Annotated in this window: 21 protein-coding genes; 4 read left to right on the top strand and 17 right to left on the bottom strand. The window is 38.1% G+C overall.

Annotation, left to right across the window (positions count from 1 at the left end):
* Window positions 1–79 precede the first annotated feature (79 nt).
* The 7 genes from P0077_RS09775 to mutY all read right to left on the bottom strand — a co-directional run bounded on the left by P0077_RS09775 (window position 80) and on the right by mutY (window position 10,083).
* The gene (locus P0077_RS09775; RefSeq protein WP_276168993.1) at window positions 80–1,606 is read right to left on the bottom strand and encodes a RagB/SusD family nutrient uptake outer membrane protein; all 1,527 of its coding nucleotides are present in this window, start codon (window positions 1,604–1,606) and stop codon (window positions 80–82) included.
* Between the two features lie 39 nt (window positions 1,607–1,645).
* Window positions 1,646–4,741 (bottom strand): SusC/RagA family TonB-linked outer membrane protein, encoded by a 3,096-nt coding sequence (locus P0077_RS09770; protein ID WP_276168992.1) that lies wholly within the window; start codon window positions 4,739–4,741, stop codon window positions 1,646–1,648.
* Between the two features lie 381 nt (window positions 4,742–5,122).
* Window positions 5,123–6,136, bottom strand: a complete 1,014-nt coding sequence (locus P0077_RS09765; protein ID WP_276168991.1) for a GntR family transcriptional regulator — start codon at window positions 6,134–6,136, stop codon at window positions 5,123–5,125.
* Window positions 6,137–6,401: 265 nt separating this feature from the next.
* Window positions 6,402–6,956, bottom strand: a complete 555-nt coding sequence (gldD, locus tag P0077_RS09760) for a gliding motility lipoprotein GldD (protein WP_276168990.1) — start codon at window positions 6,954–6,956, stop codon at window positions 6,402–6,404.
* Window positions 6,943–8,262: a gliding motility-associated protein GldE gene (locus P0077_RS09755; protein WP_432422807.1), complete on the bottom strand. Its 1,320-nt coding sequence runs from the start codon at window positions 8,260–8,262 to the stop codon at window positions 6,943–6,945. Before P0077_RS09755 ends, gldD begins: the two co-directional genes overlap by 14 nt.
* Window positions 8,263–8,440: 178 nt before the next feature.
* Window positions 8,441–8,905, bottom strand: a complete 465-nt coding sequence (locus P0077_RS09750) for a single-stranded DNA-binding protein (protein WP_276168989.1) — start codon at window positions 8,903–8,905, stop codon at window positions 8,441–8,443.
* A gap of 137 nt (window positions 8,906–9,042) precedes the next feature.
* Complete coding sequence (mutY, locus tag P0077_RS09745) at window positions 9,043–10,083, bottom strand: A/G-specific adenine glycosylase (RefSeq protein ID WP_276168988.1); 1,041 nt, start codon at window positions 10,081–10,083, stop codon at window positions 9,043–9,045.
* A 178-nt stretch (window positions 10,084–10,261) separates the two neighbouring features.
* On the opposite strand from mutY, the gene P0077_RS09740 reads away from it, so the two are divergent.
* From P0077_RS09740 to P0077_RS09730, 3 genes are all read left to right on the top strand, one after another.
* Window positions 10,262–10,552, top strand: a complete 291-nt coding sequence (locus P0077_RS09740) for an HU family DNA-binding protein (RefSeq protein WP_038236075.1) — start codon at window positions 10,262–10,264, stop codon at window positions 10,550–10,552.
* A 289-nt stretch (window positions 10,553–10,841) separates the two neighbouring features.
* Entirely contained in the window at window positions 10,842–12,389 is a 1,548-nt protein-coding gene (locus P0077_RS09735; protein WP_276168987.1) for an Rne/Rng family ribonuclease, read from the top strand.
* A 131-nt stretch (window positions 12,390–12,520) separates the two neighbouring features.
* A complete protein-coding gene (locus P0077_RS09730; protein WP_276168986.1) occupies window positions 12,521–12,994 on the top strand; it encodes a regulatory protein RecX in 474 nt (157 codons plus the stop codon).
* A gap of 26 nt (window positions 12,995–13,020) precedes the next feature.
* On the opposite strand, the gene P0077_RS09725 is transcribed toward P0077_RS09730, so the two are convergent.
* The 7 genes from P0077_RS09725 to bioA form a co-directional block, all read right to left on the bottom strand.
* Window positions 13,021–13,518: a DUF6646 family protein gene (locus P0077_RS09725; RefSeq protein WP_276168985.1), complete on the bottom strand. Its 498-nt coding sequence runs from the start codon at window positions 13,516–13,518 to the stop codon at window positions 13,021–13,023.
* A 37-nt stretch (window positions 13,519–13,555) separates the two neighbouring features.
* Window positions 13,556–14,416, bottom strand: coding sequence for a cupin-like domain-containing protein (locus P0077_RS09720; protein ID WP_276168984.1), 861 nt, complete (start codon window positions 14,414–14,416; stop codon window positions 13,556–13,558).
* Between the two features lie 68 nt (window positions 14,417–14,484).
* Window positions 14,485–15,579, bottom strand: a complete 1,095-nt coding sequence (gene bioB, locus P0077_RS09715) for a biotin synthase BioB (protein WP_276168983.1) — start codon at window positions 15,577–15,579, stop codon at window positions 14,485–14,487.
* Between the two features lie 139 nt (window positions 15,580–15,718).
* On the bottom strand, window positions 15,719–17,155 hold the full coding sequence (locus P0077_RS09710; protein WP_276168982.1) for a flotillin family protein: 1,437 nt from the start codon (window positions 17,153–17,155) through the stop codon (window positions 15,719–15,721).
* A 4-nt stretch (window positions 17,156–17,159) separates the two neighbouring features.
* Window positions 17,160–17,738 (bottom strand): hypothetical protein, encoded by a 579-nt coding sequence (locus P0077_RS09705; RefSeq protein WP_276168981.1) that lies wholly within the window; start codon window positions 17,736–17,738, stop codon window positions 17,160–17,162.
* 67 nt (window positions 17,739–17,805) lie between these two features.
* Window positions 17,806–18,993 (bottom strand): beta-ketoacyl synthase N-terminal-like domain-containing protein, encoded by a 1,188-nt coding sequence (locus P0077_RS09700; protein WP_276168980.1) that lies wholly within the window; start codon window positions 18,991–18,993, stop codon window positions 17,806–17,808.
* A 9-nt stretch (window positions 18,994–19,002) separates the two neighbouring features.
* Window positions 19,003–20,304 (bottom strand): adenosylmethionine--8-amino-7-oxononanoate transaminase, encoded by a 1,302-nt coding sequence (gene bioA, locus P0077_RS09695; protein ID WP_276168979.1) that lies wholly within the window; start codon window positions 20,302–20,304, stop codon window positions 19,003–19,005.
* Between the two features lie 75 nt (window positions 20,305–20,379).
* Here bioA and P0077_RS09690 point away from each other — a divergent pair, with 75 nt between their 5' ends.
* A complete protein-coding gene (locus P0077_RS09690) occupies window positions 20,380–22,002 on the top strand; it encodes an ArnT family glycosyltransferase (RefSeq protein ID WP_276168978.1) in 1,623 nt (540 codons plus the stop codon).
* Between the two features lie 7 nt (window positions 22,003–22,009).
* Here P0077_RS09690 and bioD read toward each other — a convergent pair whose 3' ends face one another.
* Genes bioD through P0077_RS09675 form a run of 3 tightly spaced genes read right to left on the bottom strand, consistent with a single transcriptional unit; the run spans window position 22,010 to window position 24,142 of the window.
* Window positions 22,010–22,627 (bottom strand): dethiobiotin synthase, encoded by a 618-nt coding sequence (bioD, locus tag P0077_RS09685; protein ID WP_276168977.1) that lies wholly within the window; start codon window positions 22,625–22,627, stop codon window positions 22,010–22,012.
* 1 nt (window position 22,628) lies between these two features.
* Window positions 22,629–23,012, bottom strand: coding sequence for a putative signal transducing protein (locus P0077_RS09680; protein WP_276168975.1), 384 nt, complete (start codon window positions 23,010–23,012; stop codon window positions 22,629–22,631).
* A 2-nt stretch (window positions 23,013–23,014) separates the two neighbouring features.
* Entirely contained in the window at window positions 23,015–24,142 is a 1,128-nt protein-coding gene (locus P0077_RS09675) for an aminotransferase class I/II-fold pyridoxal phosphate-dependent enzyme (protein WP_349292993.1), read from the bottom strand.
* Window positions 24,143–24,219: the final 77 nt, after the last annotated feature.

Here is a 24,219-nt window from a genome sequence, read left to right as displayed (position 1 = left end):
CCAATCTAGGGGTTATCAAAAATTGGATTCCTTTCAGTAAAATTACCATACTTTTTAGGGAAACCCTAAAAGAAGATTATTAATATCCTGGGTTCTGTATCAACAGTCCTTTAGACCTATCGATTTCTGTAAGTGGAAAAGGAAATACATTGTACTTGTCATCCCAAGCCGCTCCAAAAATTTCAGCTCCAATACCCCATCTGGTTATATCAAAATATCTATGTGGTTCCAATGCCAATTCAACCCTTCTTTCTTGCATTAAAGCATCCATTGGGTCTTGCGAACGGTCAACAGGGCCTAAACCAGCTCTATCGCGAATATCATCAATTTCGTCAAAAGCAAGTCCAACATCACCTCCACCTTGAATCAACGCCTCTGCATAAAGTAATTTAAGTTCGGCAAATCTAAACCAACGCTCATTATTAAAATCTGAAGCCCCATTAGGTGACCTGTTCGCTCCAACAGCATTTTCTTCTCCCAAATACTTCTTCGCACTAAGACCATTTGAAGACCATTCAGGGTCATAAGCCTCCGTTACAACCTGATTACCTGACCATACAAAATACTCTTCTCCCTCTTGATAAATTGTAGTTCCTAATCTAGAATCACCAGGCTCATAAGCATTCAGAAGTTCTTGAGAGGGTATAAACCAACCACGCTTTCCCCCTGGAGCTCCATTTCCTGCCCCCCAATGATAGCTTCTAGTAGTGCCTTGAGATGCCTTAAAGTTTTCAGAGTGTGTATCATCAAACACCCATATATTATCATCAGAAAATGGTCCGCCAAATTGAATTTCAAAAATTGACTCCGCATTGTTTTCGAAAAGATGACTGAAGTTGTTACTATATTCAGGCATCAACATATATGGCCCATTCACCATTACATCATCAAAAGCTGTAATTGCGGCTGCCCAATCTTCTTTCCAAACATTAACCTTTCCGATATAGGATTTGGCAGCCCATGAAGTAGCTCTTCCCGTATTTGCTCCATCCCATTCAGCAGGAAGGCCGGCCGCAGCATCTGTTAAATCAGCCAAAATAGAGGTGTATAATTCTTCTTGTGTTGCATTTGCAAGTGCCAAATCATTAAGGTCCGTCTTAACCTCTATTGCCAGTGGTGGTGTACCAAACATTTTTAAAGCTTGGAAATGGAACCAGCCTCTTAAAAACTTAGCCTCAGCGTCAATAATAGTTTTATCCTCTTCAGTTAATTCATTCTCTCCATTCACATTTTCCAAAACTAAATTCGCTCTATATATCCCCTCATAAATTTGAGTATACGCTGCTCCGTATGGCACATCGCTAGAACGAATAAGGAGTTTATCAATATCTTGGGAAACGGCATCACCAACTTCTGTATCCGCATTTGCATCATCCCCAATGACAACAGAAATTTTCCAATATTCCCCATTTTCACCTAAAGTTTCTGCACTGATACCCCATAAATCTTGTATTGATGAATATGATGCAAAAACAGCACCGTCAAAATCTCCTCGGGTTTTGTAGAAGGTATCGGCAGTTACCCTATCTAAAGGCAACAGGTCCAGTTCCTTTTCCCCACAAGAAAAAGCGAGGAAGATACTGGCAAGTATTATATATTTTTTCATGATAGCTATATTTTTATATTAAATGACTTTAACAAGGTTCTAATTGAATGTAACTGACCAGCCTAACTGTACTATTCTTGGTAATGGAGAAGCCCCACCATCTTGACCGCTAGCCAATGTAAAATCACCTTTTTGGAAACTCTGAGTACGGCCCACTTCAGGGTCAAAACCAGAATACTTAGTAAATGTCGCAAGATTCTGTACACCTACATAAAACCGCATTCTAGAAACAAAATCACCTGTCCAGCCTTTTAGCTTATCAGAGGGAAGACTATATCCAAATTGGATATTTTGAATACGCAAATAACCCGCGTCTTCAACCCAACGGTCCGAAAAACGATTATTACCGTTCGGATCATTTCTAACAAGTCTTGGATTAGAACTAGAGTTGGTTGTTCCCTCTCCTGTCCATCGATCTAAAACCTGGGTACTAAAATTATTCGCGCCATCTAAATTTTCCAAGCTCGTACGCGCTTGATTATAAACTTGCTGATCACCAACTCCTCTAAAGTTAACCGAAAAGTCAAAACCATGATATTCACCTTGAAAATTAAATCCGTAGAAAAAACCTGGAAAAGGACTTCCCAAATAGGTTCTATCGTCCGAATCTACCTTTCCATCTCCATTTACATCAACAAATCTGATATCTCCCGGAGAAGGAGTTCCATTTGCATCAGGCAACGCAGCAGCGACCTCAGCATCATTTTGATACAGACCATCAGTTTTATAGCCGTAAAAATGACCTAAGCTTTCACCAACTATTGTACGGTGCGTATCAGGCCCTCCAAGACCTGTAACAATCTGATTTATTTCTCCTAAATCTGTAACTTCATTTTTTACTGTGGTAATATTTGCTCCAACACTAAAGTTGAAATCCCCTATTTCATCTCCATAGTTAACCGAAAATTCCACCCCTGAGTTCTTAATCTCACCCACGTTAGCATCTACAGGCAAGAAGAAACCAGAAACATATGGAACGGGAAGACCAAGTAATACGTCTTGAGTTACTTTACTATAATAATCAGCCGTCATATTCAATTTTCCATCCATGAAAGCACCATCTATACCAACATCTAGCTGTGTACTTGTTTCCCATTTGAGATCTTGATTTGCAAAATTTGTAGGTGCTGGGGCTATTTTAGTATCCTGACTATCTCCCACTACGTACCTAATATTGTTGTTCAGTGCTAACAAATAAGCAAAGTTCAATCCTGTAAATTGATTACCAGATTGTCCCCATCCAACACGAACCTTCAAATCGTCCACAAATCCTTCTTTTGGAAAGAATTCCTCCTGCGAAATTCTCCACCCAGCAGAAACTGACGGGAAATAATCATCTCGATTACCTTCTGCAAATCTTGAAGTGGCGTCTCTACGAACATTAAACGTTGCCAAGTATTTACCTTGATAATTATAACTCAGACGTCCCAACCAACCTTGTAGTACCCAATTGTCAGCTTCATTAGCCCCAGAAACGGTTGAACCAGTACCTGCAAAGTTTTGGTTAAAAAGATCACGCCCTTGTAACCTTACCTTATCAAACCTGAAATCTGTCTGTTCAAAACCGAATAGAGCAGAAATGCTATGGTCACTACCAAAAGTTTTATCATACTGTAATGTAGTTGAAGGCGTAAGTGTTAATTCAACGGGGCGAGAAGACACCAAAAGCGATTGTCTTGGGTTGTTTCCAGAATAATCAGTAGCTGCCTGATAATACTCCCCTCGACCAACATTGTAATCCAATCCTAAAGAAGCACGTAATTTCAATCCTTCGAGAATTTTTAACTCTCCATAAAAATTACCTAAAACCTTTCTATTCCTTATAGTTGTACTATTAAGACGTTCATCATTCCTCATTAAGTAATTGTTTCCTGTACCATCACCACTTGTATCAGGATTTTCTAGATTGTACCCAAAAGGCCCATCACCATAAATTTTATAATATGGTGCATTTAGAGCTGAATTGAAACCAGAAAAGAATGCCCCTTCACTTTGAACCAAGCGATCTGTCTGACTAATTAATAAAGACTCTCCAAAACGCAATCTCTTTCCAACTTTAATATCAGAGTTAGCCTTAAAAGAATACCTATCAAAACCCTGGGCTACTTCTATACCTTCTTGATTAAGATATCCCCCAGATATTAAATAATTTGCATTTTCACTACCTCCACTTACAGTAACGTTGTGATTCTGAACAAAACCAGTACGAAATATTGCATCCTGCCAATCTACAAATTGGGAGCCACTGAATTCAGATACATCTCTTCCTAATTCACCTTGAATATCAATATATTGTTCTACGTTTAAAACATCATATCTATCTCTTACTTGACTAAAAGAAGTATAGCCATCATAATTAACTTTTGCATCACCTGCCTTACCTCTTTTGGTAGTTACTATAATTACTCCATTTGCCGCTCTAGCACCATAGATAGCAGCTGAAGCAGCATCCTTAAGAACATCAATAGATTCTATATCGCTAGGATTAATACCTGCAAGTGGATTAGAATCAGTAGTAGAAGAGGTATTTACCGTGATGTTACTCGTTTGTACAATAGGCACCCCATCTATTACCCATAATGGATCGTTAACCCCAGGTGTTCCTATACCACGAATACGCACGTTAATTGGTGCCCCTGGATCCCCACTCCTATTAGTAATATTAACCCCAGATAGTGTACCAGCAAGTACCTGATCAGGACTAGTAATAGGTTTTGAAACAATCTCTGCGCTACCAAGCGACCCAACAGCGCCTGTTAAATCGGCCTTTCGTTGAGTACCGTACCCAACTACCACCACCTCGCTGAGTGCTTGAGCATCTTCGGCCAAGGTAACATTGATTGTTGATCGGCCATCAATGGCCACTTCTTGTTTGGAATACCCCACATAGGAGAAAACCAAAGCAGAGCTGCCTTCCGGCACCTCTATACTGTAATTTCCATCAAAATCGGAAACGCTTCCAACGGTAGTCCCTTTCACCAATACGTTTACACCAGGCAATACGCCTTGGTCGTCAGAAGTAGTACCTGAAATTGTGGTTTGTGCGCATAAGGACGCAACACTTAAGAAGAATAAAGCTACGAGCACAATACGGTGTGTTCGAACCCTATTCAATCTCTTAAAGTTCTGGTTCATAATGAGTAGTTTAAGTTAGTAATAAATTGAGTTAGTAGTTTTTGTTCCTTGACCTACCTAACACCCTTGAGAACGTTAAGAAAGACTAAAAACAAAATTAAGCCTAGTGTTAGACAAATACACTTTAACGGCATTATAATACAAGTTACCCCCTTTTTTTTGATAATACTAAAATTTAAAGGTGTTGAGCAACAAAATATTTAACACCGCAGAAAGAATCTATGCTACACTATGCTACAAAGCAAAAATAAGAAATTTTTTGATACTGAAAACAATTTATTCTCCCAAAAATGAGAAATACTCAATTTAAGAGCTAAAAAATGGATATTTCAAAATTCAGAAATTTGAATTTCTACAGTAAAACCCGATACTGAATCAATATTAAAGTGAATTACGCTTAAACAATTTAGAAGTTACAATAGTTTTAGAAACCATGTTATTTTTTACGTGATGGGCCGCCATTGTAGCCATATCTTTAAAATCCGTAGAGATTGTAGTAATGCCCCCAAAAGCAATTTCCTTAATTATATGATCATTATGAGATAGCACACCCACATCTTGCCCTACTACTAAATCAGAATTATGGCAATCCTTAAGCAACTCCCAGAGTGAAGCGTCATTAATGAAGAAATAGATCGTATCCTTTTCAAGAGAACCTTCAATATAATCCTCTAACACCACGCCGTTTATACCATAATCTGCAATGAACCTGTGAAAAGCCAACAGAATACCGCGTGGGTAATCTCTATTTTCAGCATAAAAAAGAACCAGCTTCTTATATTTTCTAATTTCCGGAAGCAGCTCTGTTAACTTATCAAACGTAGTTGCCTCAAATTCCTGAGAGATATAGGAATATTCTTCCGGCATGGGCAAATACCGGTCAACTATCAATAATTTTTGAGGTTCAATTGTTTCAAGTAAGGGTTTGATTACCTGGTCTGGAATAGGCGCAACCACATACATTCCGTACTTCCCTCTAATATTATTAAATATAGTTTCAAAAACGGAAACATTATTGTGATGAAAAAAAACATCTATTTGATAGCGTTTCCCCAACTCTTTTCTAAACGTATTATAAAAATCTTCTTGAAAACGCTGAAAAGAAAATAAAAGCAAGGCTATTCTTAAAGTAACCTTGGTTTCATCACTTATAATAAAATATCCTTTTAATTTTTTAGATTCTACCAGTCCTCTTTCCTTTAATTCCTCATATGCTTTAACTATTGTCTTTCTTGCATAGCCAATGTCGGACACCATTTTGTTTATGGAAGGTAATTTATCTCCAACCGATAGCTCCCCAGAATCCAAAGCTTCTATAACACCGTGCACCAGTTGCTCGTGCTTGGTTAAACTATTTACTTCTTTTAGTCGTTGGATGATATAGATTAAAGACATTAAGTATTATTGAGAATTAAAAATAGGGTGAACTTTGTAAGTATAATAATACAAATTTATTATAATAAACTTCGAAACGGTTAACTTTTTGATAACAAAAGAATAAATATTTCAAACGAAAGGGAACATTACTTTCCATTTCATCTAAAATACGAATCAATCAAAACGGATTCATATTTAGAATTACCCAAATTTAATATGAAACATTAGTTTTTCGGAAGAAAAAACAAAGTAAAGTTTGAAGCGTACAGCGCCTACCCCCTAACTATTCTTTCCACTTTAAAGTTTCCATAATCCCACGAATATCATTTTGAAGATAGGCTGCCGCTGGATATATAGAATCATAATTAGGTCTCGTGTAGAAGTATAATGAGCCTGTTACAAAATTAGTAGTACTATCGGTAACATAAAATTGTGCTTGTGATGCGGCATTACCGGTAACCTCATAAAACATACCGTAAACACCGTTTTCTTCATTTACAAAAGGCTGTTCCAATATACCGTCTGCTTTTACGGAGTGCTCATAACTTAATCTTTGGGCATCAGCGAGCAACTTTTCTACATTGTTCTCTACCTTTTTATAGTTAATGTATATCTCACCCTTCATCTCCGGGTACCCTAAAACTAGAGAAGTCTTTGTTTGGTTTTTTATTTTGGCCTTGGTATTGTAATCGAATATAAAATATTCCGCCTGCAATTTTCCTTGCTTTGGAGCCTCATATTCCAAACGTAGTTGCGCTTTAGGTTTTGGCAAGACCTCCTCTTTACAGCCAATAGCTAATATGAATACCAGTAAAAGAAAAAAACTATATCTGTACATCTTGGGGCAACGTTATTTTTATTTGCTTCAACCGCTTTTTATCAAGGCTTTCTACTACAAACTGATATTCGTTAAATACTATGACCTCTCCTCTTTTGGGAAAACTCCCTGCTATTTCAAGCACAAAACCGGCAATGGTTTCAGATTCTCCCTTTTGCTCTTCAAACTCGGTTTCATTATCAATTTTAGCTACGCGATAAAAATCCTTTAACGCAGTCTTCCCATCAAAAACAAAATTAAAATCATCTAGTTTTGAAAAAATAAGGTCTTCATCATCAAATTCATCACTTATATCACCTACTATTTCTTCTATAATGTCCTCTAAGGTAACAATACCAGATGTACCTCCGTACTCATCTACGACTACCGCCAAATGGTTCTTTTTTTCCTGAAACTCTAGTAATAAGTCATCTAGCTTTTTGTTTTCCGGAACAAAATAGGGTTCACGGATTAGCGTCATCCAATTAAAGGTCTTTCTATCTATATAGGGCAACAAATCTTTAACGTAGAGCACTCCCAGAACATTGTCCATATTCTCCGAAAAAACAGGAATCCTAGAATACCCATGCTTTTTGATCTCCGCTAAAATATCAAGAAACTTCATATCCTCACTAACCGCAAAGATATCTATACGCGGACGCATTACCTGTTTGGTATCCGTATTTCCAAAGGTTACTATACCTTGTAATATCTTCTGTTCCTCTTTGGTGGTATCACCATCTGAAGTTAATTCCAATGCTTGAGAAAGGTGATCAACACTTAAATTAGATTTTTGTTTGCCCAGCTTATCATATAAAAATAGGGTACCCGCCCGCATAGGAAGACTCAACGGACTGAACATAAAATCCAATACATTAAGAGGGTAAGACATAAAGTGGGCAAACGCTTTTCTATTGCGGTTGGCATAGACTTTTGGTAAAATCTCACCAAACATCAATATTAAAAAAGTAGCAACAACGACCTCCAGAAGAAACCGTACCCATTCTAACTCAACATTTGCAAAAACAGAATTACCAATGGTACTGAATAGCAGTACCACCCCAATATTAATGGCATTATTAGCGATAAGAATAGTAGCCAATAATTTTTTTGGTCGATCAAGAAGTTTAACGATTATATTACCCCGAACACTTTTCTCTTCAGAAATCTCATTTACATCTGTTGGGGAAAGCCCAAAAAAAGCGACTTCCGCTCCAGAAACAAGTGCAGACGACATAAGCAGAACAACAAGAATTGTAATTTCAAATGCAAAAGCACCTACTAAAGTAATAAAATAAGGTACTAAACTAAGGGGGTCAGGGTCCAACGGCCAAAAATTTAGGAATAAACAGTGGTTTGTGAATGCAACGTAAACCTGAACTTCTGCCCATTACATAAATTGGTAGAGTCCAAAGATTCTATAAAACTACAATTGTCTGAATATACTTGCTTCATAGCATTTAATTGTATTTCTAGCGGGGATACTAAAAATACGTATTTTTTTCTTAGAACGGAAGGTCATCTTCCTGCTCAGAGTTGGATAACGGAGTAGATTGTACGCTGTTACTTGTATTTGTAACGGCATTTTGTTGTGGTTGTTGCCCACCAGATTGCTGATTTGACATACTTTCTTTCTTTGTAGTAAGAAATGTAAAGTCTTGAACGTGTATTTCCGTACTGTAACGTGTATTACCGTCCTCACCCTGCCATTGGCGATTTTTCAAACGGCCCTCAACATAAACTTTATCACCTTTACTTAAATACTTTTCACATATTTCAGCAGCCTTATTTCGTACTACAATATTATGCCAATCCGTATTTGTAACGCGTTCCCCGGTTTGCTTGTTGGTATAGGTTTCATTTGTAGCTATAGGAAAACGCCCAATACATCCTCCGCCTTCAAAATAATGCATCTTCACCTCATCACCTAAATGGCCAATTAACATTACTTTATTCAATGTACCACTCATAGTCTCCTTTTTTTTGCAATTTGAATCTACAAATATACTTGTTTTTTAGCCTTCAGTACCAAGTGATTCTGTTACGATTTTTATAATTTATGCAAAGGTCAACAGAAAATGGAAAAGGTTAGGCATGCTACCAAAAGCTACTTCTTTCCAAACCGAGCTAAAAACTCAGCAATAAGAACGGGTACAGGATAGTTCTCAACGTCTTCAAATGAGACGCTGTCCTTGACCTCACTTTTTGTATGTACAATCCAAAATGTAGTATATAAATGTTGGTGCGATAGCTTATGAACAATAGCATCTGTATTAAACTTATCCACAGAAACCACTTCCGTACTACAATATAAAGTACTTAACTCCTCCTCCAAAGCAGGTTTTGAAAGTTCACTATCTGACTCCACAAGTGGAAATTGCCAAAGATTTTGCCATATTCCTTTACCTTTTCGCTGTTCGAGTACTGTTTCCCCTCGTTCCGATATAAAAACCACATAATTGAAATATCTATTGCGAACTTTAGTCTTTTTCAACTTTACCGGGAGTATTGCCACCTTATTAGTTTGTAGCGCTACACAACTTTCATTCAAAGGACAAGAATTACAATCCGGACTTTTGGGAGAACATTGAATAGCTCCAAATTCCATGATTCCTTGGTTATAATCACGAATGTTCTGCACATTCATGACCTCCCTGGCTAACTTTTTGAAATATTTAACACCCTCGGTACTATTAATGGGTAAATCTATTCCAAAATAACGGGACAACACCCTATAAACATTACCATCAACGACTGGTTCGGACCGATCAAAACAAATAGATGAAATTGCACTTGCCGTATAGTCCCCCACTCCTTTGAGCAACAGTAATTCTTTATAGGTATCAGGAAATTTACCCCCATATTCACCAACTACCATCTTAGCCGTAGCATGTAAGTTTCGTGCTCTTGAATAATAGCCCAAACCCTGCCAAAGCTTTAAAACTTCCTCCTCGGAAGCGTTTGCAAGATCATGTACTTTAGGGTAATTATGAATGAACTTTAAGTAGTACGGAGTACCTTGAACCACCCGTGTTTGCTGCAACATAATCTCAGAAAGCCATATCTTATATGGGTCCCTTGTGCTCCTCCACGGCAAGGTTCTTTTATTTACTTTATACCAAACAAGAATTCGCTCTGAAAATGTCATTTTTGTAACTGCTATGGCACGAAATTAATTGTTTATTAAATGATATGCATACCCAAGAATGGGCATAAATTGAAAAGTGAAGGTGAACGACTTAAAATTAACCCTTTAGCACGAAAGATTAATTTTAATTTATATATTTGCATCCCAAAAAAATTATACTGAAAATTTAACACGAAAGATGACGAAAGCAGAAATTGTATCGAAGATCTCAGACAAGCTGGGAATTGAAAAAGGTGATGTACAGGCCACAGTTGAAAGTTTTATGGAAGAGGTGAAATCTTCTTTGGAAAGTGGTGACAATGTTTATCTTCGCGGTTTTGGTAGTTTTATCATTAAAACAAGAGCCGAAAAAACCGGAAGAAACATTAGCAAGAACACTACAATTAAAATACCGGCACACAATATTCCTGCATTTAAGCCTGCCAAGGTTTTTGTAGAAGGTGTCAAAAGCAACGTACAAGTAAAATAAATATACTAACTTAAAGTAGAATTTTATGCCGAGTGGTAAGAAAAGAAAAAGACATAAGGTAGCTACCCACAAGCGCAAGAAGCGCAGGAGAGCTAACCGACACAAGAAAAAATAGTTGCTAGGGGTTGAAAATTTTCAACCCCTTTGCTTGTTTTTTCACCCCATACGTTCATTGACATAGAGATTACAGAAAATCTCGGCGAGTCATTATGATTCGTTTCAATTATTGTTTAATCTATTTGTCTACTTATTTCATTCAATAAGTATTGACAAATACAAATACATTCAGGTGAATAGAGAATTAATCGTAAGATCTAGTTCTGATGCCGTCGATTTTGCCCTCTTAAAAGATGGAAAGCTCACTGAATTGCATAAAGAAGAAGACAACAACGATTTTTCCGTTGGTGATATTTTCTTGGCAAAGGTTCGTAAGCCCGTAACAGGTCTAAACGCTGCCTTTGTTAATGTTGGTTATGAGAAAGATGCTTTTCTGCATTATCATGACCTTGGCCCACAATTGGCCACTATGCTAAAATTCATAAAGGGCGTGAGTACCAATAAAATTACGGATTACTCGCTAGCCAACTTTCCATTCGAAAAAGACATTGATAAGAATGGCGTTATTACAGACGTCATCAAGGCAAATCAGTCGTTATTGGTTCAAATCGTTAAAGAACCTATTTCAACCAAAGGACCAAGAATTAGCTCCGAACTTTCTATAGCGGGGCGTTATTTGGTAATGGTACCTTTTTCCGATCGTGTTTCCGTATCTCAAAAAATAGGAAGTAGCGAAGAAAAAGAAAGGTTAAAAATACTGGTAAGAAGTATAAAACCTAAAGGATTCGGCGTCATTATAAGAACAGTGGCCGAAGGCAAAAAAGTAGCGGAACTAGACAAAGACCTAGAAAATTTGTTGGCTAAATGGTCAACAATGTGTAAAAAATTGTACAAGGCTCACACGCCTTCAAAAGTGTTGGTTGAACTCAACAGGGCATCTTCCATCCTTAGGGATATTTTCAATGATTCTTTTACAGGAATCAATGTTGATGATGAAACCCTTTATGAGCAAATCAAAGATTACTTGCTAGAAATTGCACCTGGAAAGGAATCCATAGTTAAACTGTATAATTCTTCTGTTCCTATTTTTGAAAAATTTGGAATTGAGCGACAAATAAAAACTTCTTTTGGCCGCACCGCCAGTATGAGTAAAGGCGCTTATCTTATTATAGAACATACCGAAGCACTACACGTTGTAGATGTAAACAGTGGTAACCGTTCTAACAAGGCCAAAAATCAAGAAGACACCGCTTTAGAGGTAAATTTACTGGCAGCTTCAGAAATAGCCAGACAATTGCGTTTGCGTGATATGGGCGGTATTATCGTTGTTGATTTCATTGACATGGTAAAAGCGCCGCACCGTAAAAAGCTTTTTGACCATCTTAGGGATGAGATGAAAGATGATCGTGCAAAGCACAAAATATTACCTCCAAGTAAATTTGGACTTATACAGATTACAAGGCAACGGGTACGGCCCGAAATGAACATCAAGACTACCGAGGAAAATCCGAATGGTAACGGGAAAGAAATTGAAGCCCCAATTGTTTTGATAGACAAAATTAACGCCGACCTTGAAAAGTTGTTGAAAGGCCCTAAAAAAGATAACGGAATTACACTTAATATTCATCCGTTTATCGCGGCCTATATTACTAAAGGCTTTCCTTCCATGCGTTCTAAGTGGTTCTTAGAACACAAAAAATGGATTAAAATACAACCTAGAGATGCGTATACGTATCTTGAATACCGTTTTAAAGATAAAGACGGTAAAACCATATATTAAAAGTTTTAAAGCGACCTTCAGCAACGATGGTCGCTTTTTTTATGCCTTATATTTAAATTTTAAGTTCGTATCCTTACCACTTCAAATTGTATTTTTGCTTCACGAGCCATTGGCAAAACCAGAATTTATTTATGCACGAACAACGCGCTTATTCCATTGAAGAAGCCAAAAGAAAACTAGAAGGCTATTGCGCCTATCAGGACCGCTGTCATAAGGAGGTAGTTGCAAAGCTTAGAGAAATGCGAATGATTCCCGAAGCCATAGATCAAATCGTAGTTCACCTGATCAATGAGAACTTCCTAAACGAAGAACGCTTTGCCCAAAGTTTTGCAAGAGGTAAATTCGCAATAAAGAAATGGGGCAAAAAACGTATTGTAAGCGAACTTAAACAACGTAATATATCAAAATACAATATCACCACAGCTCTTAAAGAGATAGACTCAGAAGACTATCTAAAGACATTAGACGCCCTGGCAGAGAAAAGACTTTCTCAAATTACGGACCAAAACCCTTTAAGGCGAAAGAAAAAGTTAGCGGATTACCTTTTATACAGAGGATGGGAGAGCCATTTGGTCTATGAAAAACTCAAAGAACTTGTGCCGTAAGCCACTTAGAAAAAGAAAAATCAGACCTATAAAAAATTAAAAACCGCACCAATATTAACCATGAACTGGTTGTGCAGTTTTTCGGCCGGTTCTAAGTCTTCAATTTTGTATTTGGCAATGGGAAAACCAAGTTCGGTGTAAATACCCAACCCATCAGAAAAGAAATAACGCGCTCCCATATGGAAACCAAAGTTTTTCAAACCTAAATCCAATCCAGGGTAAATATCAACCTCATCACTAAGACCTATAATATTCCCTAAATGAGCACTAAAGCGTGCCTTTGTATCAAAACGTTCCCAAGTACTAGCCGATATACCTTCATCAATACCTAAAAGATACGTTGCCGTAGCTCCAATAGATATATTTTCACCCAAACCAAAGTCATATGAAGCCATAATTCCCGTACCGTGGTTTTGTAAATTGGCACCTACTTGAAACTTTTGGTCATCTCTGCCCTCATAGGCCTGTGCAGATAAAAAGGTAGTGGTAAGAAGTAAGCAAATGGATAAAACGTAAAATTTCATTTATAGTGTTTTTTTATGGAAACGGATATACAAAAAATTATCTAGAAGCCCTCTTAGAGGTTCGCTCTATTGCCTTTTTATTTTTTTGGTCTATCCATTTCTGACCTCGAATTTTTCTCATTAAAATATCAAAATTACGCATTATGAAAACATTATAAAGCCCCTCTGCAAAATTTATCGGGTTCTTTGGCCAAGACCTAAGGCTCATAGAAAATCCTGGCGTTTTATACTTCATGTAATGCCAATAACCTTCGGGCATAAACAGTACTTCTCCATGATTCAATTCCGTTTTATAACCATTGGCCTGCTTTAGCACTGGCCATTTTTCAAAATCCGGGTTATCAAAATCTATACTTTCATGCGTAATAAGCGAATTGGGGACTTTATACAAGTATTTAGTTTCAGATGGGGCAAACAGAATACACTCTTTTTTCCCTTCAAAATGAAAATGGAAAATATTGGACATGTCAATATCATAGTGCATAAAAGTAAACGAATCCCTACCCCCAAAAAAGAGCATGGGCAGCTTCTTTTTTAAAGTGAGCCCAAAATCTGGAAACTCATAATCCTTTTGAAGCTGAGGCACTTCCTTTAAAACATTCCAAAGAAAAATCCGGTATTTGGTAGGTTTGGCCTTTAGCAAATCAATATACTCGGACATCTTCATTTTTGCATGCGGCTCATTAAAACCATCTTCATGGTTCACAGGCCTATCATCATACAACGGCACAACTTTATCTCCGGCAACCTCACGGATATAGTCAAGGCTCCATTTTTCAAATGCAGGCCAATTTTCTATAGCACACTCTATCACCACAGGTTTCTGTGGTTTAAAATAGTGTTCTAAAAAATCTTCCTTGGAGATTGTAGATACCCTTGGAATGGCTGCTAACTTCAATGGAACTAAGGTTATTTATAAGTTGGCAAATTTAATTAACCTTATGGAAATATTTTCTTAAAATTAAACTAATCTACCACTTTACTCTTTGCCTTTGCTTCTTCGTTACGTTCAATTGTATGTCCCGGTCTAGTCCATTTTGGCTTTTCACCCAAAGGCTGCAGTTTAGATTCTGCCGCTTCTACTGTTTTTGGTTGAGATACCTTAGTAAATGGTTTTTGAGGATTTAGACCCAACATTTTAAACATTTCCATATCCTCGTTTACATCGGGATTTGGAGTAGTCAATAACTTGTCTCCTGCAAAAATGGAATTAGCACCTGCAAAGAAGCACATGGCCTGTCCTTCTCTACTCATTTCCGTACGGCCAGCAGATAAACGCACCTGTGTTTCCGGCATAACGATACGCGTGGTGGCTACCATACGAATCATATCCCAAATGGAAACAGGCTCCATATCTTCCATTGGCGTACCTTCTACGGCCACCAGGGAATTAATTGGAACAGATTCCGGCTGAGGATTTAAACTTGCCAAAGCGACCAACATTCCAGCTCGATCTTCAATGGCCTCACCCATACCGATGATTCCACCGCTACAAACTGTTACGTTACTCTTACGAACATTATCTATTGTTTCTAGTCGATCCTCAAAAGCACGTGTAGAAATAACATCTTTATAATAATCTTCTGATGTATCTAAATTGTGGTTATAAGCATAAAGACCGGCTTCAGCTAAACGGTGTGCTTGATTTTCGGTTAACATACCCAACGTACAACAAACCTCCATATCTAGCTTGTTAATGGTACGCACCATTTCCAACACCTGATCAAACTCAGGACCATCCTTTACATTTCGCCATGCTGCACCCATACAAACTCGCGAGCTACCGGAAGCTTTTGCCCTTAAAGCCTGCGCTTTTACGTGCGAAACTTTCATAAGGTCGTTCCCTTCAATATCCGTGTGATATCTTGCCGCTTGTGGACAATACCCACAGTCTTCTGGGCACCCCCCTGTTTTTATAGAAAGTAATGTAGAAACCTGAACCGTATTTGGATCATGATGTTTTCTATGGATAGTAGCCGCATCATAAAGCAACTCCATTAATGGTTTATTGTAAATATCAAGAATCTCTTCTTTCGTCCAGTTATGTCTTGTTTCGCTCATAGTCTTTTGAAATCTCGGGTCAAAAATAACCTTTCTAAAATTGATATTCCAAATTAGGCCAAATAATCATGCTTCAGGAAACTAAAAAAGCCTATCAAAATATCTTGACAGGCCTTTAATTTATTATTACAAAGAAGATTTATTCCGAATCGTTTTTCTTTTCAGAATCAACGGTCTTTCCATCCCCGGGAACTTCACCATCAGGAATATCTTTTCCTTTTAAATATTCGGGCAATTGCATTCCTGCCATATTGAACATTTCCTGCAGCGGCGGTACGGACTTGTACATGCCCGAAATAAAATTGGCCGTTGAGCCTTTTCCATCCGCAGTTTTTGCTCCGGAATCCCAAACGGTAACCTTATCTATTTTAATGTTTTTAATAGCTTCGGCTTGGGTTTTTACCAATTCAGGAAGTTTATCGGCCACTAATAACAATACGGCATCTTTTGGATTATTACCCGCAGCTTTTACGATCTCATCTAAACCTTGCGCCTGTTTCGTTAATATTTCAAACAGACCTTTAGCTTCCGCTTGGGCTTTAAACAATATCGCATCGGCTTCCCCTTTTGCCCTTCTACGAATCATTTCCGCTTCCGCTTCGGCATCAATTTCAACTTTTTTCTTGTCTATTTCCGCAGGCACAACAATATCTGCCATTTGCGAACTACGAACCCGCTCCGCTCTCGCAATTTCCGCATCTTTCTCAGCCGCATAGGACTCTTCCAAAGCTTTTGCCGCTTGTACTTTTTCTGCTGCAATTGCCGTTCTTTCTGCTTCCGCCTCTCTTTGACGACGTAACGAATCCGAATTGGCTACATTAATCTTTGCAACATTTTCCCCTTCTACCGCTTGGGCATTTGCCGCTGCAACTTGCGTACGCTCATCTTGAACGGCGTTCGCCTCACCAATAGAACCATCTCTAGTTTTCTCGGCAACAGATTTTCTTGCCGCATTTATTGCGTGTGCTGCCGCTTCTTTACCTAAAGCTTCTATATACCCGGACTCATCAACAATATCCGTAATGTTTACGTTGATCAATTTTAGACCTACTTTCTTTAATTCCGACTCTACACTGTTGGAAATGTTCGTTAGAAACTTATCTCTGTCGTTGTTAATTTCTTCAATATCCATAGACGCAACAACCAAACGAAGTTGTCCGAATATAATTTCTTTTGCAAGTTCTTGGATCTGCTCCAAACCTTGACCTAAAAGACGTTCGGCTGCATTTTGCATAATGCCAGGCTCTGTAGAAATACCAATAGTAAAACGAGAAGGCACATTTACACGAATGTTCTGCTTACTTAACGCATTGACCAGATTTACCTCTATAGAAATAGGTGTTAGATCTAGATACTCGTAATCTTGAATTACAGGCCATATAAAGGATGCTCCACCATGGATACAACGGGCCGAGTTTCCGCTACCAACTTTACCATAAACCACAAGAATACGGTCTGAAGGACAACGCTTGTACCGCCTGATAAACGATATGATTATGATAAAAAAGAAAAGAATGGCAAAGCCAATGGCGAGCAACGAGGCGCTTCCCGCTAACTGTAGGGGTACTAGTAACATTTGGTTATTTATTTAGGGGTTCAACAATTAAAATTCCGTTTGCGGTTACTTCCTTTACGATAACCACATTGCCTTGTACAAGGTCTATATTGGCATTGGTAAGCGCTTCCAATTCACGTAGCGTACCTTGCACATTTATACTCACTTTACCGATGCTCTTACGATTGGCACCAATAGTCAGGTATACTTCTCCAACTTGATTTAGAGCATTTTTGAGTTTTAAAGTACCGCTGCTCTGCAACTTTCCTAGATAATAAAAAAGAGAAGCCATGGTGAACATCATCAGTAAACCACAAACCAGCGATATAAAAACGGTTACTCCTTTTGACATTCCGGCATCTAAACAAGCAATACCGGACCACCCGAAAATGGTAAAAAAGCCGACAAGATTTTTGAAAGATAAAAATTGAAATTCAATACCGGTATCCGCATCTATTTCAGTATCAACGTCACCGTCAATATCATCCATCTCACCTCCAATAAAGGTCAGAAGCAAAAGAATTATGAGAACTATGGATCCCACCACAGCAGTAACCCAATAGATTTTCTCAAATAACGTCATCATTTCGAACCCTAGTTCCATAAGTAGCAAAGTTAGGTTGGTGACTAAAGATAAGAATAATCTTACCTTAAACTAATTCGAAAGCGGACTATACGTTACGAGACAACAAAATTGAAACTGCATTACCCCCAAAACCAACTGCATTTACCAGGACTTTGTTGAGTTTATCCGGTGTAGACGAATAAGTAATGAAAGGTACTTTTACTATCTGTTGGTGCTGCAACATCAAGACCGCTAATTCTATGCTTAACGCTCCCGAAGCTCCAAAAGTATGCCCTACTTTCCATTTATTTGTAGTAAGAAAAGGTAACTTGTTACAAAAAACTTTTTCAATTGCCTTATACTCAGATATATCACCTTTAATTGTACCCGGCGCATGCATCACAATTGCATCAACCTCATCAGGATCTATTTCACCTAAAGCCATTTTCATGGAACCCTGAAAACACTCCGCATCCGTTGAAATAGAAATATTATGGCGTAAAGGTTCTGTAGCATAACCAACACCCTCAATAACGGCCAAGGTATTTTCGCTCACTCCTTTCTCCAAACACATTACAGAGGCGCCTTCTCCAAGAATCATAGTGCTTTTTTCCTTTTCAAAATCTAAAGCACGACTAGGAAAACCAATTTTATTTGGTTCGGGAGAATCTCCTGCTTTAAATTGGGAATAAATCTTTAGCGCCTTCATTTGAGCAATAGTGAAGGGGGTTAAAGCTGCCTCGCTACCACCCACTAGGAATTTATTGGCCATACCACTACGAATCCACGCTACGCCGTTTAAAACCGAATGGAGTGCCGTAGAACACGTAATAGAATGTGAAATTTCAGGACCCTTTGTTTTTAAATCATGTGCCACCCATGAGGAAATATTTCCCAAGGTTGTGGTGGGCGACGAAAGTGTTGCCGTTCGGTTATTTTCAAGAAACTCTTGATGGTATTTTTCAAAGAGTGCCGTTGCCCCTCTTGATGACCCAATATTTATTCCAAAATCATCACCTTCCTTCCATCCAGCTTTAGCTATAGCATCACGCGAAGCGTAAAGCGCATACAAAACAGAATCATCAAGACTTTTATATTTATTATCGGAATTTTTGAGCTCTTCAATTTCTTTTTTTGAATCTTTGGACAATGGGGCCGCCCATTCCTTGTCATCTCCAAAAGCCTTCTGCTCAAAAAAGTGAACATCTTTAAGGTAGTTTTGCCATGTTTCTTCAGAAGTTTTTCCCAACGGGGAAATTGAGCCTATTGCGGTAATGGATATCGGTTCTTTCAAACTGCGGATTTAAATACTATTCAGTAAATCTTCAATGGTAGTATATATTTTTTGCAGTTGCCCATCTGTGATTACATAAGGGGCAGAAATATAAATAGTACTACCAAGGGGGCGCAAAAATACGCCATTATCCATGAAATGCTTGAACATTTGGTCGCGTAAATTCCCATAACGTTCCATTTTTACATTCAAATCCAACGCAAAAATAATTCCACATTGTCTTGTACGTGCTACTTTTGGATGATTCTTTATTCTAGTATTGAATTTTTGGTGAGAACCGATAATTCTTTTGATGCCTACTTGAATTTCTTCAGATTGCAACAGCTCCAGACCGGCTATAGCTGCAGTGCATGCCAGCGGATTTGCCGTGTAAGTATGCCCATGAAAGAGCCCTTTTGCCATATCATCACTATAAAAAGCATTGTACACTTCTTGTGAACAGCTGGTAATTGCCATAGGCACCAAACCTGCCGTCAATGCTTTTGACATGCAAATGACATCTGGTTTTGTCTCAATATATTCCGATGCAAAAGGTTTTCCGGTTTTACCGAAGCCCGTCATAACCTCATCGGCAATGGTAAGAACTCCGTGCTTTTTCAAGAGTTTCAAAATACGATTCAAATTATCGGCTGTGTGCATTTTCATGGCAGCAGCACCTTGTACTAAAGGCTCATAAATGAATCCGGCAATATCGTTTTGTTGCAACCTCTTTTCCAACTTAGATAGAACTGCCTCTATATTTTCATCCGTAGGAACATCTACACGTTCTACGTCAATAAAAAATTCAGCAAAAGGCCCGTTGTAAACCGATAGTCCAGAAACAGACATGGCCCCAAATGTATCACCATGAAACCCTTCTTCAAAAGCCAGCATCGTTTTACGTTTTCGGCCTTGATTGAAATGGAATTGCAATGCCATTTTAATACCGATTTCAGTAGCCGTTGAACCATTATCCGAAAAAAATAATTTTTCTTGATTCTCCGGAAGCAATTTTATAAGTTCTTCGGATAATTCTATAGCGGGCTCATGCGTAAACCCACTAAATACCACCTGATCTAGTTTTTGCATCTGCGCATAGACCTTCTCCGTAATATACTCATTACAATGGCCATAGGCGCTCGTATACCACGAAGCGATGCCGTCTATATATTCCTTTCCGTTTTCATCGTACAAAACAGCACCTTTTGCACTAACGATTCCTAACATTTCAGGATGTAGTTTATGCTGAGTTAAGGGGTGCCATAGGTGTTTTTTATCCCTAACGGATAGACTTTCAGATGCTAATGTTTCTGTCTCAATTTCATTCTTCATAGTACAAAGATGATGAATTAAAACTTTTTTTATAAAGTATTTTGATGATCTTTAGTGCAGAAAAATCTAAGAAACATGAAGTTTTTTGATACCGGATTTTTACAACCGACCCATACCAAAAATCTATACTGGCTATCATTTTTAATTTTCATTTTTTATACGATATCCCTTTTTTACAATCTGCATCTAGCCCCTCTACACACCGAAGAACCCCGCCGAGCATTAGTAGCATTGGAAATGTTGTTCAACAACAATTTTGTAGTCACCACCATTCTGAACGAAACTTTTTACGACCATCCACCACTTTGGAATATTGTGTTAGCCGGAAGCATGAAAATTTTTGGCTATAACACTTTTGCGCTTCGGTTTCCCTCGGCATTTTCATTTTTACTGACCGGTATTCTAACGTTTTACATGGGACGAAAATATATCAACCTAAAATTCGGCATTCTTAGCGCATTCTACTATTTGGTTTGTGCAGACCTTTATTTCTACTTCTGTGTAACAGCTGAAATCGATATTTTCTATTCCCTATTGGTCGTTTTGAGTCTTTACAGTATTTATCATTTTTACCAACAAAAACGTTTCCTCCTATTGTTCGGATGCGCCTATTTTTTTATTACCCTTGCTTTTTTAACCAAAGGCTTTGCTTCTTTTGCCTTTACTATAATCACGCTAGTTAGCTATCTGCTTTATAAGAAAGATTTAAAACTACTTTTATCTTGGCCGCATCTTTTTAGTCTCACGCTATGTGCCGCGGCCGTATATTTCTATTTTTACGTCTATGGGAGTTTTGAAAACTTAGAGCATTACCTTTCTGAAATGTGGGGACTGACTCACCAGCGGACCTTATTAAGCGACCGATTTAGCGGACTCGCAACTCATCTTATCTTCTTTCCTTTGAACTTTGTAGCAGTAATTTTTCCGGCTACCCTATTCCTATTATTTATTTGGAAAAAGGAACAAATACAAAACATTAAGGCTCAACCTTACTTGGTTTTTTTAGTCATCACATTTATTGCCAATTTTTTAGTGTACTGGATTTCCCCTGGAGCAAGAATGCGCTACACGTATATGTTTTTTCCTATGGCAGTAACGTTACTTACTTATCCATTATTTCTTGAACTTGGCAAGACCAATTGGAAGCACAAGACTTATCATACCTTTTTTAAAATCATTATGGTCATTGCAACTATTGCTTGTTTCATTGTTCCCTTTATAAGTTATTTTTCAATTTTACCTCACCTAAAATACACGATGCCTCTCTTCAGTTTGGTATTGGCTGCAGTGTTGCTTTATCATCATCAAACCAAGGGACACACCAAACATTTATTTGTCATTGGTTTTATGGTAGTTTGTAGATTGGTTTTTGACCATGTTGCGCTACCATTAAAGGCTATGACTTCTTCAAGCGCACCACATCAGGCCTATGCAAAAGACATTCATAAAATAATTGGTAATAAAGCTCGGCTGTATGTTTTCTCACAAGAAGATTTGCGCACCCATATTCAAACACCCTTTAAACTATATGAAACCGCAGCGTATTTGGAAATGTCCCGGAAAGCTATTGTAACCAAAACAGATCAGTGCGAATTACCGGGATACTACATTTTCAACAAACAAAACCTTGAAGAACGGGAATCTCTCTATGATTTTACAATCAGTAAAGTTGACCTGGCCCTTGTACGAATTGATTAATTTTAAATTATAGTGTTTTTAAGATGGAAGCAAACTTATCCGCATATTTCTTAATGACCGCCTTATCAAAAGAAGGTTCCTCATCTATGCGGCCAATTAACGACACCCCTGTTTTATGAAGGATAATATTCTCGGTTTCTGGATTTTCTTCCCCACTGAAAAGCACAGAAACATCATACCCTTTCTGCTGCAACCAACCAATGGTTAGCAGCGTATGGTTGATACTTCCCAAATAGTGTCTTGAAACCACCACCACATGATAGGTGGGCATAATGATATCTAAAACCGTATCATTTTCACTCAGAGGGACTAAAATACCACCTGCACCTTCAATGACCAAAGAATTATCGGTTTCAGGTTCAACAATATCAAGTCGGTCTATTTTTACACCATCTCTTTCTGCAGCAGCATGCGGACTCATTGGTGTTTTTAGCTCGTAGCTACTTTTGTGTATGACGGTCTTATCATTAGAAATCAAGGACTTTACCTTGTGACTATCCGTATTATCTAAATCACCCGCTTGTACAGGTTTCCAATAATCGGCCTCTAGGGCTTCCGCTATTATTGCGGAGGCTATAGTTTTTCCTACTTCGGTGGATATTCCTGTTACAAAAATTTGCTGCATTCTATTGAGGTTTTGTTATCATGTTACAATGTAGGCATTTGTATTTTTTTTCCTCAAAAAATGGAAAAAGTTTATATAAAATTCCTTTTCTGTTATAATACACCTCTGATTTTTGCATTTTACAGTTAGGGCACACAATTAAATTGCCATTGTCATCAAGGGCATAAGCCCTAATTTCATTATATATTTCAATTGCCTTTTCTTTATCCTCTGTGTATACCTGCACTTTCACCCCACCAATAGCATTGCTGATCATAGGGTCAGAATTCAACGTATATTCATCTTTCAAGAAAACGGAAATACCTTCGGATTCTAATTTTCCTTTCAATATTTGAACATCCGCTGGGTATTCAAAAGAGGCTAAAGTGTAAAATTTCTCTTTCATAATTATACAAGCTCCGCCACCACTTTTAGTAAATCATCCATCTCTTTTTCAGAGTTAAAACTATGAAGACAAATGCGCAATCTTTCCTGACCCTCTGGCACAGTAGGTGAAAGAATAGGTCTTACATCAAACCCTTTTTTCTGCACTACCTTAGCCATAGTTCGGGCCTTATTATTACCAGAAACCAAACAGCAATGGATAGCCGAATTACTTGGAATAAAATGCGACTGCAATTTTAAACCCGCTAATTTACCATTGAAATAGGAAATATTCTGCTTTAGCCTTTCAAGATTCCCCGTCCTGTTTTTCAAACAATTGTAAGCCGATAGTATGGAGCCCACTCCATGCGGCGGAAGCCCTGTTGTATACATAAAACTGCGGGCAAAATTGATTAAATAGGATTTTAAACGCTCACTGCCTAGAATCGCGGCACCATGACACCCAATTCCCTTGCCAAAAGTAACCAGCCTAGCAAATATAGAATTCTGCAAACCTAACTCCTGAACCAAACCCTCACCATGCCTACCAAAGACACCAATTGCATGGGCCTCGTCTACCACCAAATTACAATTGTACGATGCACATATTTCGGCAAATGCTTTCAAATCTGGTGCATCGCCATCCATAGAAAATATAGACTCCGTTACTACATATATTTCTGCTTCAGTTGAGTTTTTACTGTGCTCAGCTTTACATTTTATCAACAAATCCTCCAAGCCGTTATGTTTGAACTTATAACTTTTGGCGTTACCCATCCGAATGCCGTCGCGAATACTGGCATGAATATATTCATCATATAGAACAACATCCCCCCTTTGTGGGACCGAACTAAAAAAACCAAGATTGGCGTCATATCCAGAGTTAAAAACCAGAGCGGCTTCTGTTTGGTGAAATTTACACAATGTGTTTTCTAAAGTTTGATAGAGTTCATGATTACCGGAAAGTAAACGAGAACCTGTGGCACCATTTTGCGGAACATTCAAATTTTCTAAAAAACGAGTGGCCCCTTCGGAAATGAGTTTATTGGTAGAAAAACCTAAATAATCGTTTGAAGAAAAATCGATTAAATTATTGGGCACAGGCAAGCTCCGTAAGGCATTCGCATCAGCCCTATCATCCAGCTTTTTCACTAATTTTTTTGGAAAACCAACCATAACCCCAAATGTAGCATCTTTGGGCGAAATACTTTGTTTTTTGACTAAAGTTC

Source organism: Zobellia alginiliquefaciens (genome assembly GCF_029323795.1).
GTDB lineage: Bacteria > Bacteroidota > Bacteroidia > Flavobacteriales > Flavobacteriaceae > Zobellia > Zobellia alginiliquefaciens.
Note: the sequence above shows the minus strand (reverse complement) of the source record. Positions and strands in the feature narration are given on the sequence as shown.